This window comes from Hyphomicrobium sp. DY-1 (assembly GCF_047497105.1).
Lineage (GTDB): Bacteria > Pseudomonadota > Alphaproteobacteria > Rhizobiales > Hyphomicrobiaceae > Hyphomicrobium_B.
The window spans coordinates 798,210-813,123 of the sequence record NZ_CP134870.1 but is presented as its reverse complement, the minus strand read 5'-3'; the positions used below and the strand labels follow the sequence as shown (position 1 = coordinate 813,123).

The window sequence follows — 14,914 nt, the reverse complement described above, 5'->3', positions numbered from 1 at the left end:
TCCGAACTCAGGCATCATCCCAAGGCGTCCCGACCAAACGATTGAGTGGAAATTTGAGATATCGCGTCCCGTTGGCTTCGAGAGGAGGAAGGAGACCGCCGTTGATGTTGATCTGCAACGCATGCAAAATGAGTTTAGGCATTGCGAGTGTCATGTCCCGCGCCTCTCGCACCTTAACGAAGCTTGCTTCGGTCTTGCACGTTGCGATGTGAATGTTCGACGCTTTTTGCTCTGCGACGGTGGATTCCCAAAGTGGCTTCCGGCCACCTGGTTGATAATCGTGTCCGGTGAAGAGACGCATCTCGTCTGGAAGCGAGAGGATTTCCTTGATCGATTTCCAAAGTGCCTTAGCGCTGCCACCGGGAAAATCCGCTCGTGCGGTGCCGCTGTCAGGCATAAACAAGGTATCGTGAACGAAAGCCGCGTCGCCGATCACGTATGTGATCGAAGCGAGCGTGTGACCTGGCGAAAACATGACTTTAGCGGGGATCGTGCCGATATGAAAAGTATCGCCGCGCGCGAAGAGGCGGTCCCATTGAGAGCCATCGGTCGCGAGGTCGGGCCAGTTGTAAATATCTTGCCAGAGCAGCTGCACATCGACCACTTTTGTGCCGATTGCTTTTGGCGCGCCCGTTTTCGATTTCAAATAATCCGCCGCCGAGAAATGATCAGCATGCGGATGCGTGTCGAGGATCCACTCGACGACATAACCACGTTCTTTGATGAATTCGAGGATGCGATCTGCGTTAAAAGTGGCTGTCTGCCCAGACTTTTCGTCGAAGTCGTAGACAGGATCGATGATTGCGCATTTACAACTGACAGGATCTGCAACGACGTACTGGACGGACCAAGTGTGACGATCAAAGAAACCAGTGACTTCCGGAATGTGTTTCATTCGTTATCCGCTTGATGAAAAGCGAAGCTTCCTTTCCGATCCGAGTTGTGAATTGATCGAGGTCTATTCGTCCATGTCACCGTCGGCGAGCAAAGCGCGGCGCATGTCGAGCTTTGTCTGTAAGCCGGAAATATCAAAGCCGATATCGCGGCATCTCGCGATCAGAGAATCCGTGTCATTCTCGGCGACAGTGGCCATGGCCCACAACGACGCGGATCGCCCCCCCGACCTGCAATAGGCAAAGATGGGATGCGGCATCTCCGTGAGCGCCTTGTGAAAGCTGCGGACATCGCGTTCCAGCGGATTGTGGCCTTCAATCGGGATATAAGTGTAGTCCAAGCCGCAGGATTTTGCTTCAGCCTCCATCTGGGATGACGTCATCAGCAAGCCCGCGTCGGTGTCCGGTTGATTGTTGATGATCGAGCGGAAGCCGGCGGACTTAAGGTCACTCGTAGTTCCCGGTCGTGGCGCGGGACCCACCCAGAGGTCGTCCGACAATGCAACAGGTCCTGTCGGCTTCGGAAGGCTGCACGTTTCGATTTCGGTCATCGAGTATCCCATCACCTAAACTTCCGCGAGGAGGATGGCCTCCATCCGCTTGATGCCGAACATGCCGCCGGTCACGATAGCGACAAACGTAAGAAGCGATCCGAGGGCGAGGGTGGAGACTCCTGTCACGCCTTGGCCAATCGTACAGCCTAGAGCCATGACGCCGCCGATTCCCATGAGCGCCGCGCCGAATAGGTTCCTGACAGTATCGGCAGGGTTGGCGAACGTCGTCAGTCGGAAACGCCCCGACGTGACGGAGGCAACCAATGCCCCTAAAATCGCGCCGAGAGTAGTCGTAACCGCAAAACTGGGAACAGGACCCGCGGTGAACCGCTCGAACCACTCCAGAGTATCTCCAGCCGGGCGGACAAATGTCAGCGAAACCGGTGAGATGGGCTGGGCAGCCATATCATCGTAAGCAAGCCCAGTAAGTGCCCATCCCGCGATAACGCAAAGACCGATGCCGATGCCCGCGAAAATGTGGACCGGAGAAGACCGGAACGAGGGATCGCTGAGACAGTAGAGAATAGCGATTCCAGCGATGACAGCCGTCGCGATCAGGGCAGCGGTGGAAGCAGACAAACCGAATGCCTGAGCCAACAGGGACGGAATCGTCGTTCCGCCCGCGGCAGTGAGATCGATGGATGTCCGGGCCGAGACATCCGCACGCACAGGTCCAAGAAGTCCGCCGATCGATATGTATGCAAAAAGTCCGATTACGATCAACACAAGAAGCGATCGCAGATCTCCGCCACCTGCCCGAGCCAAATTTCGGCTGGCGCAACCACCGGCGAATACCAATACGCGACCACCGCGCAATATGGAGCGGGCTTAACAGGGACCCTTTGGAGCGGCGGTTCATGCAATCCCACACCGCATCACCGCCGCCTTGGCCGCCGTGCTCACGACTCGAACGCGGCGGGCCACTTCGAGAACGTTGCAACTTTTGCGAGACGAATTGCGGAGGCAGTTCGCGTAGCTAAGCCGGAGTTGCCGATGACGGCTGGCGCGGTCAATTATTGCGATCCATTTTTCTGCGCTTCGTGGCAGCTCAAGGTGGGTTTTTCAAAACATTTTAGGTACGCTTACCAGAAGGAATGGCGGTTTGTTTGGCCGATGGCCGCGCCCACGGAGAGAAATGAGGCATTCTTTATTGAGCTAGGTCCACTGGATTCTTTGGCTTCGCTGTACACAACTTGAGGCGTTGGCATCGCGGCAGATGAAGAACTGCTTCGGCTACATGCTTTCCATTCAGGCTTCAGGCGGCGAAAGCGCGGCTATCCGCACGGCTGCGAATGTCAAGATCTATAAGCATGCGACGTCACTTGGGGGCGTGGGAAGCCTGATTGAGCATCGGGCGTCCATCGAGGGACCGGATCGCCGTTTCCTGCCGACTTGCTGCGCCTTTCCACCGGCCTGGAAGATATCGACGACCTTTACGTGGATTTGGACCGGGCGCTTATTGCCGCCCACGGCTGAACGATTTTAGCGGGCCGCTGCCTATCCCCTGATACGGCAGGCAGCGGCCTGTATTTACTTTGCCTCACAAGCTATTTGGTCACCGAGTCGACGGCGTCGAGAGCACGGGCGGAATAGACGAGGGCCGCGCCAGCATTCATGGCGATCGCGACGCCAAGCGCTTCGGCGATTTCTTCTTTCGTGGCGCCATTTTTGACGGCGAGGTCGGAGTGCACCGAAATGCATCCATCGCAACGCGTCGTCACGGCCACTGCAAGGGAAATCAATTGACGGGTTTTCTCGTCGAGATGCGCTGTCTTTGCACCCGCGCCGCTTGCCATCATGTACCCACCTACCGAATCTGGCGAGAGCTTTCCAAGCTCTCCGATGCGACCCATCAGGTCATTGCGATAGTGAGACCAGTCCATCAGTGGCATGTCATTCTCCTTGGGCTTGCTTATTGTGAGGCAACGGCCTTGCCGCTGCTTCCTGTGAATTTGACGTCGTCGGAATCGACGGCTACGACATCGAGACCGTTCTCCTTGCCGTTCGCATACGTGAAGCGGAAATTCGGATTGGTTGCGATGGAAATGCCCGTCTCCGCCTTGAAGACAAGGTCGCCGCCGCGTTTCACCGTGATGTCTTTGATGAATCGCGCCGGAGGATAGCCCCGCGTGTCAGGGTCCATCTGCATGCCATTGATGTTAGGATGCTTGATCATCAATTGGCCTTCGCGCAAGGGAGTGGTGTCAACGGCGGGATCAAAGCTTTTGACGATCATTTTGCCGATATCGGCTTTATCGGCGTCGGCATCTTTCGGGGCTGGCGCCGAGCAACCGCCTGACGCTTTAACGAAAGCTTTCGCCATGTGCAGAACGCCATCGGAGGTTTCGACGACGGCATGAACGTAACTGTACATGTCCACGCGCACGCGCGTCGACATGTGGCGTTCGCCGCCGCCGTCGCCCGCTGCCGGGCCGAAGACGAAATTGGCGGCTACCGGCGCCGGGTTCTTGTCGATGATGAGAGCCATCGACTTAAGCCGGCCTTTTATAGTGGGCGGTATCCGGATGTTTATGGGCACCACGGCGGCGTCCTCGGCCCGCTCCGGCGCATCCAGAATGACAACGCCGTCATTCTCCTTGAGCGGACGCGACCCGTATAAGTCTTGCCGGATTGAGGGCCACGGGTCATCGTCGGCCTTGGAGGCGACAGGCAACGAGAAGATAGTGGCGAATAGGGCCGCACCCAGGGCCAAGCTCCAAACCGAATTCATCCGCATGTCGATGCTCGCAATCATGACCAGTCTCCGAATGACGACGTTTCTATTTCTTCATTCCCACTCGAGTTCCGCGAAGGCCGCGGTGACGTTACGGACGTGGTATTGATCGAACAGTTGCCATTTCCCGCGCTCTGAAGAGCCCGCCGAGGCCGCCGCCTGTTCGATCGTCTTTCCTTCCTTGATCATCCTGCGGACATCGGCAGCGACCACCGACCAATATCTCTGCTCGTCATACATTGCCGCCGGGAGGTGCATCGCGTGAGGGCCGTGGCCCGGGATGACGCGCGCGGCCTTGCGATGTTCAAGTTGATCGATGAGCGCGAGCCAACCTCGGATCGATCCATCGAGCGTCGGAATAGCGCCGGAGAACAGCAAGTCCGCCAAAATAACCGTATCCGACTTGGTGTCCGTGACGATCAGGTCGTTGTCTGTATGGGCCGTCTTCTGCGCTTCGAGCACAAGGGTGCGGCCACCGAGATCCAGTTGCATCGTGTCCTGGACACCGACCGAGGGGAGGATGATCTCACATCCTTCGAAAGCGACGGGGCCAAGCATATCTTTGCTTGCCCTCAGGTATTGCGTCGCTCTTTCCGACAAACCGCGCGCAAGTTTGTGATGGCCGACGAACTGAGGATTGTCCTGTTTGAATGCGGCGTTTCCGAATACGTGATCGGGATGCATATGGCTGTTGATGACGTATCGGATCGGCCGATCGGTCACTTTTTTGATGGCCGCCCGCAGCGCATCTCCCGCTTTGGCGCTTCCCAGAGTATCGATGACAGCGACGCAGTCGTCTCCGATAATGAAGCTCGCATTCGCCATGTCCCCTATATTTTCGGGAGACTGAAGTTCGTACCGTCCCTGGTGGACGTAGACGCCCGGAGCGACCTCTAAGAAGGACATGTCAGTCGCCGCCCGCGCCGGCAACTTCGACAGAAAAGGCGCCACAGAAAAGGCGAGCGCGGAAGCGAGGAGTTCGCGACGGCCTAATCGGCAGCGTCGCAGCGCTTTGGATACGATCTGCGTCTCGCCGCTTCCTGCGGTCCCGATTGCTTTCAACTGCTCCATCGTGCACATCGCCGGACTTCCCTTTCGGTAGCAGAGCCTTTGCGCAAATTAACTATCGGATGATGCTCGCCAGCGCCTGCGTATAAGCCCTTTTAATGACGCTCGGATCTTTTAAAGCCCACGCGATAATGCTTGCGCCCTGCAGGGTGCTCAGAAGCAAGGTGGCCGTTGACGACGCCGAGGGACCGGATTTCAGCATCCGGTCGCGCAGACCATCCGAGACGGTTTCTTCCAGCCACTCCAAATGAATCTGAAAAAATTTCTTGACCCTGCGTTGCATTGATTTCGGCAACGCGCTCGTGTCGGCCGCTAGAGCACCACAAAGCGGCATCAGACCATCGTTGAGGCTGGTCGAGAAGAATTCTCCGTAGGATGATAGTTTTGTCGCCGCGTCAACAGGCTTGCTCGCGAGTGCGTCGAGTTCTCGGGAAAAGCGCTCAAGATATGTATCAATCACCGCGACGCCCAAATCTTCCTTGGTCGGAAAATGGTGATGGACACTGGCCTTGCGGATGCCAATCCGTTTGGACAGGTCGGCATAACTGAAACCGGCATACCCCTGAATCCGTATAAAACGCTCCGCCTCATCGACGAGGGCCGATCTCGTATCCAGACTCTTCATTAAACCTACCTACTACCAGGATGGTTTAATGTAAATACCCACGAGGGGCAGAGATCGCAACTCCCCTGCAAGCGTTCAACGCAAATTTAATCTTGGCGTTTCTCTCATCAACGACGGAAGCGTATCGATTGTTGTGGCAAGAGTTGCGTGGATTTTATGCTCCTATGCCACGAAAGCGGAGGTTCGCGGCAAGTCGGCGGTGTCATTGAGGAAGATGAACTATCCTTCGTGCGCAGAAAATCCGGAAAAAATCGACACTTGGCTTGTAGGGCGGGTGAGTGGGTGGTTCGCGAGAGTGTGATCAATCATGCGGTCGCACAGACGACAAACGAGGAGCTGCGAAGCGTGGCGTAGTACCGGCACGATCCGGGAATCGTGTGGGCGGCCCTCAATAGACTTGATCACGGCGGCGAATTCCAGAAACCGCGCTGGACACGCAGCCCGCAAACTAGAACACTATCCGGCGCTGCCAGTCAGGATCTGTCGCCACATCCTTCCATATCGATGCTGGATCACAGTACAGACGCCGGAGGGTGCTCACCATTTCCTCGAACGACTTATCGAGCGTCTGACGAGTTCGGGCGGTAGGACGCACGTAACTTGAGCGGCCAGTTTTCTCCTGGAGAAGAAAGCCGGTCTCGATCAGATTTTTGACCTTGCGGTGTACCGTCGAGATTGGCAGATCCAACACGATTGCGAGCGCTGAAAGATCATAAGGCCTGTGCTGCATCTCACCCACGACCGTAGTTCGGATAATCAGGGCATCCAACGGGCCGCCCCACATTCCCGTCTCGATCGCATAAAAGCGGTTCAAACATTCGATGATCTGGGCTTGGACCGCGGCGCAGATCTCGTCGTTGCCTATCATCTTATTCATCTTGAAACCTTGGCAAACCGCGCGTTTTCCAGCGTAACCAGCGCAGACGAACACTCGCTCAAAGGTTCGTACCTGATCATCCAACTATCCTTTCCAGAATGGAAAGGTACACTGACGCGCCTCGGTGTCTCTCATGTTACGTTTCCTGAAAGTGTACCAGAAACCCGCGTCATGTGCGCAGAGAGAGAGTGGTCGTTTTGTCCAAGCATATCCTTGTTGTCGGTGGCGGCATCGGCGGTACGATGACAGCCAACAGTCTCGTGGCCAAGCTGTATCCTGAAATCGTACGCGGGCAAGTCCGCGTCAGCCTTTTGTCCGACTCCCCCTGGCATTATTACAAACCGGCCTATATGTATGTGGCGTTCGATATGTTCTTTCAGGAGGAATTGCGGCGGACGCAATCTAGCCTGCTTCGCCCGGAAATCGACTTCCGCATTGACAAGGCGGTCCATTTCGACTTCGCCGGCTCCAAGGTGAAGACGGCCAGCGGTAAGACAATCGGTTATGACTACATCGTTGTCTCAACGGGATGTCTGCCCGCACCGGAACGCGTTCCCGGGATGAAGGAAGCCGGCGACTACTTCTATCAATACGAACCCGCACGACAGCTTGCGGAGAAGCTGCGCAAATTCGAAAAAGGCCGAATCTTCATCACCGTGAATTTTCCTAAAACGCCCAATGTTCCGCACCAGTGCGGAATTGCGCCGATGGAAACCACGTTCATGGTCGATGAATACCTCCGACGCAAAGGCGTCCGCGATCGGGTCGAGATTGTCTACACCTACCCGACGACGTCTCAGCTCCTGCGCAACTGCCTCTTCATGCAGCAGGAAACCTGCGAGATCCTACCGTCCTTTTTCGAGGCCAAGGGTATAAAGTTTCAGCGTGGGTTCACGCCGGTCGCAGTCGATCCAGAAAAGAAGATCGTCCGCTCCGCGGAAGGCAAAGAAGAAAATTTCGATATTCTCATGTGCACGCCTCCCATCCGGGCGGTCGATGCGGTGATCGAAAGCGGCGTCTCACAGGCAAGCGACAATGAAGGTTGGCTACCTACAAACCGACAGACGCTTCAAATGGACGGTTTCGCCAACGCTTACGTGATGGGCGATACGGTGGACCTTCCGATCAGTAAGGCTGGCGGCTCCTGCCACAATCAGAGCCCCGTCATTGCCAACAATATCGCTGGCGACATCAGAATAGGTCGCACAGTCGACGCCTATGATGGACGCGTGCAGGCAATCGCGCAGATGGGCCTCGAAGTTGGCATGCCGCTCTTGTACAATTATCATGAGGACGTTCACCCCACTCCGCCGACAAAACTCGGGGGCTTGCTGCGCAAGTCCTTTAACCGCGGCATTTACTGGTCTGTCGCCCGAGGCATTATCTGATTGCCTCAACTGCACAGACAAACTCCGCGGAGGAACCCTTCATGACTGCAAATAATTCGAATACGACCATCGACGCACACGGCGAAACGTCGAGCCCGAATGTTTCTAGCCTTGCGCCGCTTCTCGATGAAGCGACGCAAAAAGGCTTAAGCGAGCTTTTGGGCAAGGTTGCGCCGCTGATCCAGGGCAAACGCCTCGACAATATCGTCGACCTCTTGTCTCTGGTCTCAGACGGCGTTGATATGTTTGACGACGCCATGGTCCAGAAGCTGATGAAAAACTATGAAGAGCTGACCGGCGCGGCATGGGGACTTGGAAATGCTGCTCGCTTCGCTGCTGCACAGACTTCGTCTTCGAGTCCCCCTGGCCTTTTCGGACTTTTACGCATGGCGAGACAGGAAAATGTTCGCCGCGGTTTGGCATTCACCCTCACATTTCTGTCGGTCATTGGCGGGCAAATGCGCAACCAAGAAGTGGGTGGTCCGTAGATGGATGCAGACTTGGCCAGTCTGTATCGCGACCACGTGCGAATGTGGGCGCGTAAGGTGCACAAGGATCGAAGGCTTGCCGAACCCGATGTCACGCTCGCTAGAACGAGCCGCGCTTGCGGAAGCAGGCTAACACTCGATCTGATTTTTAAAAACGACCATCTCTTTGATATCGGCTGGATGGCGCGCACTTGTACGCTCGGAATGGCCTCGACAGCGGTCTTCGTCGCATCCGCCCCTGGGCTGAGCTTGGAGGAAATCCAAGCTGTTGGTTGCGAGCTTTCCCGGCTGCTGGAAGGCAACGACATGCGCTTCGACGCCAGATGGAAAGCCCTGACCATGTTTTGCGCCGCGCGCGATTTTCCTGGCAGGCATAGCTCGATCTTGCTGCCCTTCGCGATAAATGCCGACGCAAAGGAGTTAACCGCAGATAAGTCCTCCTGATGCGGGGTGCTGCGGTAATTTTCTGATCGGATTCTTTCTTTTCGTCGCGCCGGACAATCGGCCGGATACGGGCGCCCAAAAGCGCTTGCAGCGCGGTGGGAGAGGTCTGACCCGTGGCCGGCGGTTCGCCCCAGCCGACTGGTCCCCGTCAGGACGTGCGGGAAACAGTCGAGAAAGCGGTTCGTGCGCGATTGGCGAAGGCGTCCTAGTTTTCGACGCGGCGGCCCGATAAGCGGACATGCTCCTGGCTGCTGGCTCACAGATCGCTCAGTTCCGCTATTGGGACACCCCGGAAATTCGGAAGCGCATTTCTATCTTCCAATAACCGACAACGATACCCTTATGTGTGCTGGTGCAGGGAGTCACTGCAAACTCGGACTTGCAATGCAGCCGGATCCGAGAGCGCTAGTTTCAACGCCAGAGCTCGTCTAAGAACGTACGGATGGACCTTCGCACCTGCGTGGCGCAAACTAAGTCTTTGCTTGAGCGCGGCGAAGTCGCCGATCACGCGTTTACGCGATGTTGAGCGCGTGACAAATTGCGGAACGCTCGATGCTGCTGGGGCGACGAGCACCACATTCTCTCCCAACACAACATCGGCAAAGTCTCGGACGACGGGGATATGGCCGTCCGCATAGACCCTCTTAGCAAATCGCACAAACCGCGGCTATTGCCGCAGAGAGGACGAAGTGCGGTGTGGATACAATCAACGAACGTTTTTGCGCTCCGCTGATTCGCATATAAGTGGGTATATATGCGCACACTGCGGCGCGAATTTCTAAACGCAGTTTTTATGGTAGTTGACTTCCAAGGCGACACAAGGAAACTTCCGCGTAGGACACGGGAGGTACGCGTGGAAGCCAATTGCCACGAATTCACAGCTATACGCGGTATTCAAGCAGGGGCTGCGTACTACGTCGTTATGGTTCCCCTAAAGGTGGTGCCGCGGCTTTTCCGATTCGACGATGAAGCGGTGCCACCGGAATTGCGAGCCCAACGGGTACTGAACCGAGCAAGGGTACCGGCAATCGCCCAATACATCACGGATAACGCGACTGAGTATATCCTTTCGTCGCTATGCGCTTCCGTCGACGGAGAAATAGAGTTCGAGCCCGCAGCCCACGACGGTCCCTTGCGAGCAGTGGGCAAGCTACGGATTTCAATGTCGGCTACGATTCTAATCAACGATGGACAACATCGGCGAGCCGCAATTGAAGAAGCGCTTCGCGGTCGCCCTCTGATCGGGGATGAAACCATCTCAGTGGTAGTTTTCGCAGATCGAGGCCTCAAGCGGTCTCAGCAGATGTTTGCGGACCTCAATATTCACGCAGTGCGACCGACGAAGTCCATTAGGCTACTCTACAACCATCGTGATGAACTGGCGAAGCTCACTCGCGATGTGGTCAGCGCGATCCCTCTCTTTCGAGATTTCACGGACCTAGAAAAGACAAGCATATCGAACCGATCTCTCAAGCTATTCACTTTGAGCAGCCTACATCAGGCCACCGCCGAGCTGATCGGGAAGGTCAAGAGTGGAACAATTGATGAAGCCGACCGAGAGCTTGCGGTAAGCTTCTGGAAAGAAGTGATTCAAAACATGCTCGACTGGCAGCGCGTCGGTACCCGCGAGGTAGCCGCCGCAGAGCTTCGACGTGATTACATCCATGCCCATGGCATCGCGGTCCAAGCGATCTCAATAGCCGGCGCGCAGCTCATTGGGGCTCGGCCAAAGGATTGGGCGAAGCGACTTTCAAAGCTCCGCGAAATTGAATGGTCGCGCGCCAATCGCAAACTCTGGGATGGCCGCGCGTTGGTCGCGGGGAAAGTCAACAAATCCAAGAATAACGTCGTGCTGGTGAGCAACGTTCTGGTCCGAGCGTTCGGTTTGGCTCTATCGGTCGAGGCGGCGCGCGTTGAGCAGCTTCACGCGCCTGCAACCGCTCCAAAGCTGAAGGTTGCAAGCTAATGGCAGTCCGCTCAAATTTTGATGGTACGGCCCTTGCGGCTCGTTACCAAGAAATCCGGGACGTTTATCTGTCGGACAATCGGCCGTGGGTGGTCGGGTACAGCGGCGGAAAAGACTCCACCTGTGCACTTCAGATGGTTTGGTCGGCTCTACAGGAACTACCTCCTGAAAGGCGGCAGAAGCCAATCTATGTGATTAGTTCCGATACCCTGGTCGAAACGCCCGTTATCGTTCGCTACATCGATGTAACGCTGGAACGAATTCAAACAGCGGCGCAAGCGCAGGGCCTACCGATAAAAACCGAAAAGGTATCGCCCACAACCGATCGTAGCTTTTGGGTGAATCTGATCGGTCGCGGATATCCGGCTCCATCTCGACGTTTTCGTTGGTGCACCGAGCGCCTGAAGATCGAGCCCGCCGACGATTTCATTAAGGCGTGCGTCGCTGAATTCGGCGAGGTCGTGATGGTTCTTGGCGTCCGGTCCGCTGAGAGCGCAACGCGTGCCCAGGTGATGTCGCTGCATCGAATCAAAGGCTCGACGCTTTCGCGGCATTCATCGCTACTGAATGCATTCGTTTACGCACCGATCGAGTCCCTATCCACTGACGACGTGTGGACTTATCTCCTTCAGACGCCGTCGCCTTGGGGTAACGACAATCGCGACTTGGTCGCAATGTATCGGAGCGCCCAAGCCGGCGAGTGCCCACTTGTCGTTGATAAGACGACACCGAGTTGCGGTAATTCTCGCTTCGGCTGCTGGGTTTGCACGGTCGTTGAGCGCGACCGTTCCATGGAGGCGATGATCGACTCCGGCGAGGATTGGCTCGAGCCGCTACTCGCCTTTCGTGATCTGCTCTCAGAGACTCAAGAGCCCGAGAAGAAGCGGCAATACCGCGAATTTCGTCGACGAAGCGGCCAGGTCAATTTTATTAGAGGCACTGATGACCCTGTGCCCGGCCCCTATAAACTTGAGTTCTGCAAGGAATTGCTCCGCCGTCTATTGCAAACGCAGATCGAAGTTCAGCGCAATGCTCCGCCGGGGGAAGCGCCTTTGCTGATCCACGATGCCGAGCTGCATGAAATCCGGCGAATATGGCGGACGGAGCGAGGGGATTGGGCGGACAGCGTCCCGACCGTCGTTCGAGATGTTTTGGGGCATGATCTTGATTGGGTAAGAGAAGACGCCGTAAGCCTGACCGCCGATGACGGACGGCTACTGCACGAAGTCTGCAGCGCTCACAGCGTACCCACCGAGCTTGTTGTGCAGTTATTGGACGTTGAGCGTGAAGCCCATGGCTTAAAGCGTCGGCATGCTGTTCACACCCGCATTGAGGATCTGTTTCGTCAGGAATGGCGCGACTTGGATACATTAGTGGCTGTCCGCAAGGCCGGACGCATCGAGAGTGATACCACCGAAGAGGAGTCCGAGATCGATCCCGAACCCGAGCTGCCGTTGCTACGCGGAATGTCTGAACGGACCAACCCATGATCCTGAGAAGCATCGAACTTGTTGACTTCGGGCTTTACGCAGGCACGAACGAAATCGATCTTATACCGCGGCGGCGACGCGGCTCCGAAAGCCCGATTATTCTAATTGGTGGAAAGAACGGAGCGGGCAAAACGACATTGTTAGAGGCCGTGCGACTTGCGCTTTACGGTCGTCGCGCCCTTGGAACGCGTGTCGCGCAATCCGAATATGAGACCTATCTGCGAGAGCGCATCCATCGAAACGCCGGCGTTCGGTCGGCAGCCGTCGGTCTAGAATTTGACTACGCCGAATCCGGCGTCATTCACCGATATCGCGTTCGTCGGGAATGGGTCGTGAGGGGAAAGAACGTCGTAGAGACGCTGGTGTTGAATAAAGATGGGACGCTGGTGACGTCCGTTCCGCGAGAGGAATGGCACTATTTTCTGCAAGAACTTATCCCACCGGGCGTGTCGCAATTGTTCTTCTTTGATGGAGAGAAGATCAGAGAAATTGCGGACGGGGAAGAAGAGAACGAGCAGCTGGCCGACGCTGTTCGAGGTCTACTCGGAATCGAGCTTGTGGGACGCCTTCGTACTGATCTTGGGCTTTATCTTGCCCGTCACAATCGCAACGATGAAGGCAGTGCGAAGAACAAGCTTGAAAGCGTTCTCCGCGACCACGCTCAATTAGAGCGCCGGGCGATCGCACTCGCGGAAGAAATTGCCGAGCTCAATTCGGTGCGGGAATCCCAGGCACGCGCGGCGGAACAAATTCGGCGGCGCTTTATAGCCGAGGGCGGTGACGCTGCGGCTCAACGAGGCCGCCTTGAAGGCGAACGCGAAGAAGTCCTGCGATCGATCGCCCGTTGCGAGCACGAACTGCGCGAGTTGGCTAACGGGTTGTTGCCATTTACGGTGGCCCCTCGGCTGGTCGCGAGTTTCCAGCGAGGGCTAAGAGCGGCAAACGCCGACAAAGGCACGCGAAGCGAGGCAAAGGCATTGCAAAAAGCGCTCGCCACTTGGAAGAAGAGCAAATCAGCGAGCCCGGAACGTCGCGCCACCTGGTCCGCGAAGCACTGGACTGATTTGGAAAGATTTCTCGACACCTGGTCGAAGGGACCGAAAGAAATCGCGCGAACCAGTCCTGCCTTTCGTGAAGTTGGCGACGGCAAAGCCGCGCTGACGCGCCTTACCGAGGTTGAGGTAGCTGTCAGGCCTAAAGCAAGGAAGATTTTGGATGAACTTGATACACTTGGCCGGCGGGCAGCAAAACTAGATGCGGCCCTCGCGCGCGCGGACAATGCCGCTGCCGGAATTTTGTTGGATGAACTTCGACTGGCTGAGCAGCGCGTCGGGTCCACGGAGGCAACGCTCCAATCCAAGCAGGCGGAGCTGAAGGAAGTGCGTGGTCAGCAAGTTACGCTTGATAGAGAGCGACGGCGGTTGCTCGATGAACAAGCAGGGGCGGCAGCCGCGGCTGATCGGGCCGACCTGGCAGCCCGTGCTGCGCAGGCCCTCTTGGAGTACGAGTACAAACTTCTCGATCACAAGTTGGCGCAGCTGCGCGGTGAATTTGTTCGGAGATTTAATCAACTCGCCCGTAAGACCAATTTGGTCTCCGACGTGAAAATCGATCCAAAGACATTTGCGACGACTTTAGTTGATGGGCAGGGACGGGAATTACCAAAGTCCGCACTTTCTGCGGGCGAAAAGCAGGTTTACGCAATCGCTATGCTTTGGGCTCTCGCCAAAACGAGTGGTCGGCCGTTGCCGATGATCATTGATACCCCGCTTGCCCGTCTAGATTCGGAACATAGAGGCAGTCTTATCGAGCGTTATTTTCCTACCGCCAGCCATCAAGTCATCCTCTTGTCGACCGACACTGAGGTTGATGAAACGCTCGTGGCAGCGCTGGGTGACAGTATCTCGCACGCCTATCGACTCGATTATGATCAAGACGCGGCGTGTACGGTCGTTTCTCCCGGATACTTTGGGCGCAGCACGAACAGGCCAGAAGAGGATCGACGTGCATTACAGCAAGCTTAAGATCTCGGCTGATGCTACGAGCAAACTTCGATATTTGCGCCAACGGACGGGGTTGACGCCCAACCTCCTCTGCCGGATCGCCGTGATGCTGTCATTGGAAGAGGGCCCATTGGGAAATGTACCCCCGCCGGATGAGGATGGGTCGGAATTCAACGCGTACACACTAACGGGAGAATATGGCGCCCTGCTCGCCGCGTTGCTTCGATGGGTTGAAGAGGGACCTTCGCCCACGGAGCCGTTAGACAACGCCGCGCTGCTGACGCGGTTTCGCGGACACATCCATAGAGGCGTTGGTACGCTGTCTGTCCGTGCGAAGTCTCCTGCAGACGTTCTGCGGCTGGTGCCGGCAGCTGCGTGATTAGA

15 protein-coding genes and 1 pseudogene are annotated in these 14,914 nt (G+C 56.4%); 8 read left to right on the top strand and 8 right to left on the bottom strand.

Features of this window, described 5'->3' with window-relative positions:
• Positions 1–7: 7 nt before the first annotated feature.
• The 3 genes from RLW41_RS03890 to RLW41_RS03880 all read right to left on the bottom strand — a co-directional run bounded on the left by RLW41_RS03890 (position 8) and on the right by RLW41_RS03880 (position 2,245).
• The gene (locus tag RLW41_RS03890; protein WP_414463562.1) at positions 8–895 is read right to left on the bottom strand and encodes an MBL fold metallo-hydrolase; all 888 of its coding nucleotides are present in this window, start codon (positions 893–895) and stop codon (positions 8–10) included.
• Positions 896–958: 63 nt separating this feature from the next.
• On the bottom strand, positions 959–1,444 hold the full coding sequence (locus RLW41_RS03885; RefSeq protein ID WP_414463561.1) for a beta-lactamase hydrolase domain-containing protein: 486 nt from the start codon (positions 1,442–1,444) through the stop codon (positions 959–961).
• Between the two features lie 15 nt (positions 1,445–1,459).
• Positions 1,460–2,245, bottom strand: coding sequence for a YeeE/YedE family protein (locus RLW41_RS03880; RefSeq protein ID WP_414464659.1), 786 nt, complete (start codon positions 2,243–2,245; stop codon positions 1,460–1,462).
• A gap of 400 nt (positions 2,246–2,645) precedes the next feature.
• Between RLW41_RS03880 and RLW41_RS03875 the strand changes: the two are divergent.
• Positions 2,646–2,923 (top strand): annotated as a pseudogene (locus RLW41_RS03875) (PLP-dependent transferase); the annotation flags it as partial.
• Between the two features lie 71 nt (positions 2,924–2,994).
• Here RLW41_RS03875 and RLW41_RS03870 read toward each other — a convergent pair.
• From RLW41_RS03870 to RLW41_RS03850, 5 genes are all read right to left on the bottom strand, one after another.
• Complete coding sequence (locus RLW41_RS03870; protein WP_414464658.1) at positions 2,995–3,333, bottom strand: carboxymuconolactone decarboxylase family protein; 339 nt, start codon at positions 3,331–3,333, stop codon at positions 2,995–2,997.
• A 26-nt stretch (positions 3,334–3,359) separates the two neighbouring features.
• Positions 3,360–4,202, bottom strand: coding sequence for a quinoprotein dehydrogenase-associated SoxYZ-like carrier (locus tag RLW41_RS03865; RefSeq protein ID WP_414463560.1), 843 nt, complete (start codon positions 4,200–4,202; stop codon positions 3,360–3,362).
• 33 nt (positions 4,203–4,235) lie between these two features.
• Positions 4,236–5,087: a quinoprotein relay system zinc metallohydrolase 2 gene (locus RLW41_RS03860; protein WP_414463559.1), complete on the bottom strand. Its 852-nt coding sequence runs from the start codon at positions 5,085–5,087 to the stop codon at positions 4,236–4,238.
• A gap of 217 nt (positions 5,088–5,304) precedes the next feature.
• Positions 5,305–5,874 (bottom strand): TetR/AcrR family transcriptional regulator, encoded by a 570-nt coding sequence (locus RLW41_RS03855; protein ID WP_414463558.1) that lies wholly within the window; start codon positions 5,872–5,874, stop codon positions 5,305–5,307.
• 448 nt (positions 5,875–6,322) lie between these two features.
• Positions 6,323–6,835 (bottom strand): hypothetical protein, encoded by a 513-nt coding sequence (locus RLW41_RS03850; protein WP_414463557.1) that lies wholly within the window; start codon positions 6,833–6,835, stop codon positions 6,323–6,325.
• Positions 6,836–6,948: 113 nt separating this feature from the next.
• Here RLW41_RS03850 and RLW41_RS03845 point away from each other — a divergent pair, with 113 nt between their 5' ends.
• The 7 genes from RLW41_RS03845 to dndE all read left to right on the top strand — a co-directional run bounded on the left by RLW41_RS03845 (position 6,949) and on the right by dndE (position 14,909).
• Positions 6,949–8,139 carry an FAD/NAD(P)-binding oxidoreductase gene (locus RLW41_RS03845; protein WP_414463556.1) on the top strand — a complete coding sequence of 397 codons (1,191 nt, stop codon included), beginning with the start codon at positions 6,949–6,951 and terminating at the stop codon, positions 8,137–8,139.
• A gap of 41 nt (positions 8,140–8,180) precedes the next feature.
• Positions 8,181–8,627, top strand: coding sequence for a DUF1641 domain-containing protein (locus RLW41_RS03840; protein ID WP_414463555.1), 447 nt, complete (start codon positions 8,181–8,183; stop codon positions 8,625–8,627).
• Positions 8,628–9,071 carry an iron-sulfur cluster assembly scaffold protein gene (locus RLW41_RS03835; RefSeq protein ID WP_414463554.1) on the top strand — a complete coding sequence of 148 codons (444 nt, stop codon included), beginning with the start codon at positions 8,628–8,630 and terminating at the stop codon, positions 9,069–9,071.
• 754 nt (positions 9,072–9,825) lie between these two features.
• Positions 9,826–11,037 (top strand): DNA sulfur modification protein DndB, encoded by a 1,212-nt coding sequence (gene dndB, locus RLW41_RS03830; RefSeq protein WP_414463553.1) that lies wholly within the window; start codon positions 9,826–9,828, stop codon positions 11,035–11,037.
• Complete coding sequence (dndC, locus tag RLW41_RS03825) at positions 11,037–12,527, top strand: DNA phosphorothioation system sulfurtransferase DndC (protein ID WP_414463552.1); 1,491 nt, start codon at positions 11,037–11,039, stop codon at positions 12,525–12,527. Before dndB ends, dndC begins: the two co-directional genes overlap by 1 nt.
• Entirely contained in the window at positions 12,524–14,551 is a 2,028-nt protein-coding gene (gene dndD, locus RLW41_RS03820) for a DNA sulfur modification protein DndD (protein WP_414463551.1), read from the top strand. The genes dndC and dndD overlap by 4 nt, the downstream gene beginning before the upstream one ends.
• Positions 14,454–14,909, top strand: coding sequence for a DNA sulfur modification protein DndE (gene dndE / locus RLW41_RS03815; protein ID WP_414463550.1), 456 nt, complete (start codon positions 14,454–14,456; stop codon positions 14,907–14,909). The genes dndD and dndE overlap by 98 nt, the downstream gene beginning before the upstream one ends.
• Positions 14,910–14,914: the final 5 nt, after the last annotated feature.

What these genes read in the sequence shown, in the direction of transcription:
- dndB (WP_414463553.1), top strand. Translation starts at nt 9,826, where the DNA reads ATGCGCACACTGCGGCGCGAATTTCTAAACGCAGTTTTTATGGTAGTT.
- RLW41_RS03865 (WP_414463560.1), bottom strand. Translation starts at nt 4,202, where the DNA reads ATGATTGCGAGCATCGACATGCGGATGAATTCGGTTTGGAGCTTGGCC.
- dndD (WP_414463551.1), top strand. Translation starts at nt 12,524, where the DNA reads ATGATCCTGAGAAGCATCGAACTTGTTGACTTCGGGCTTTACGCAGGC.
- RLW41_RS03890 (WP_414463562.1), bottom strand. Translation starts at nt 895, where the DNA reads ATGAAACACATTCCGGAAGTCACTGGTTTCTTTGATCGTCACACTTGG.
- RLW41_RS03855 (WP_414463558.1), bottom strand. Translation starts at nt 5,874, where the DNA reads ATGAAGAGTCTGGATACGAGATCGGCCCTCGTCGATGAGGCGGAGCGT.
- RLW41_RS03885 (WP_414463561.1), bottom strand. Translation starts at nt 1,444, where the DNA reads ATGACCGAAATCGAAACGTGCAGCCTTCCGAAGCCGACAGGACCTGTT.
- RLW41_RS03840 (WP_414463555.1), top strand. Translation starts at nt 8,181, where the DNA reads ATGACTGCAAATAATTCGAATACGACCATCGACGCACACGGCGAAACG.
- dndE (WP_414463550.1), top strand. Translation starts at nt 14,454, where the DNA reads ATGATCAAGACGCGGCGTGTACGGTCGTTTCTCCCGGATACTTTGGGC.
- dndC (WP_414463552.1), top strand. Translation starts at nt 11,037, where the DNA reads ATGGCAGTCCGCTCAAATTTTGATGGTACGGCCCTTGCGGCTCGTTAC.
- RLW41_RS03835 (WP_414463554.1), top strand. Translation starts at nt 8,628, where the DNA reads ATGGATGCAGACTTGGCCAGTCTGTATCGCGACCACGTGCGAATGTGG.
- RLW41_RS03860 (WP_414463559.1), bottom strand. Translation starts at nt 5,087, where the DNA reads ATGTCCTTCTTAGAGGTCGCTCCGGGCGTCTACGTCCACCAGGGACGG.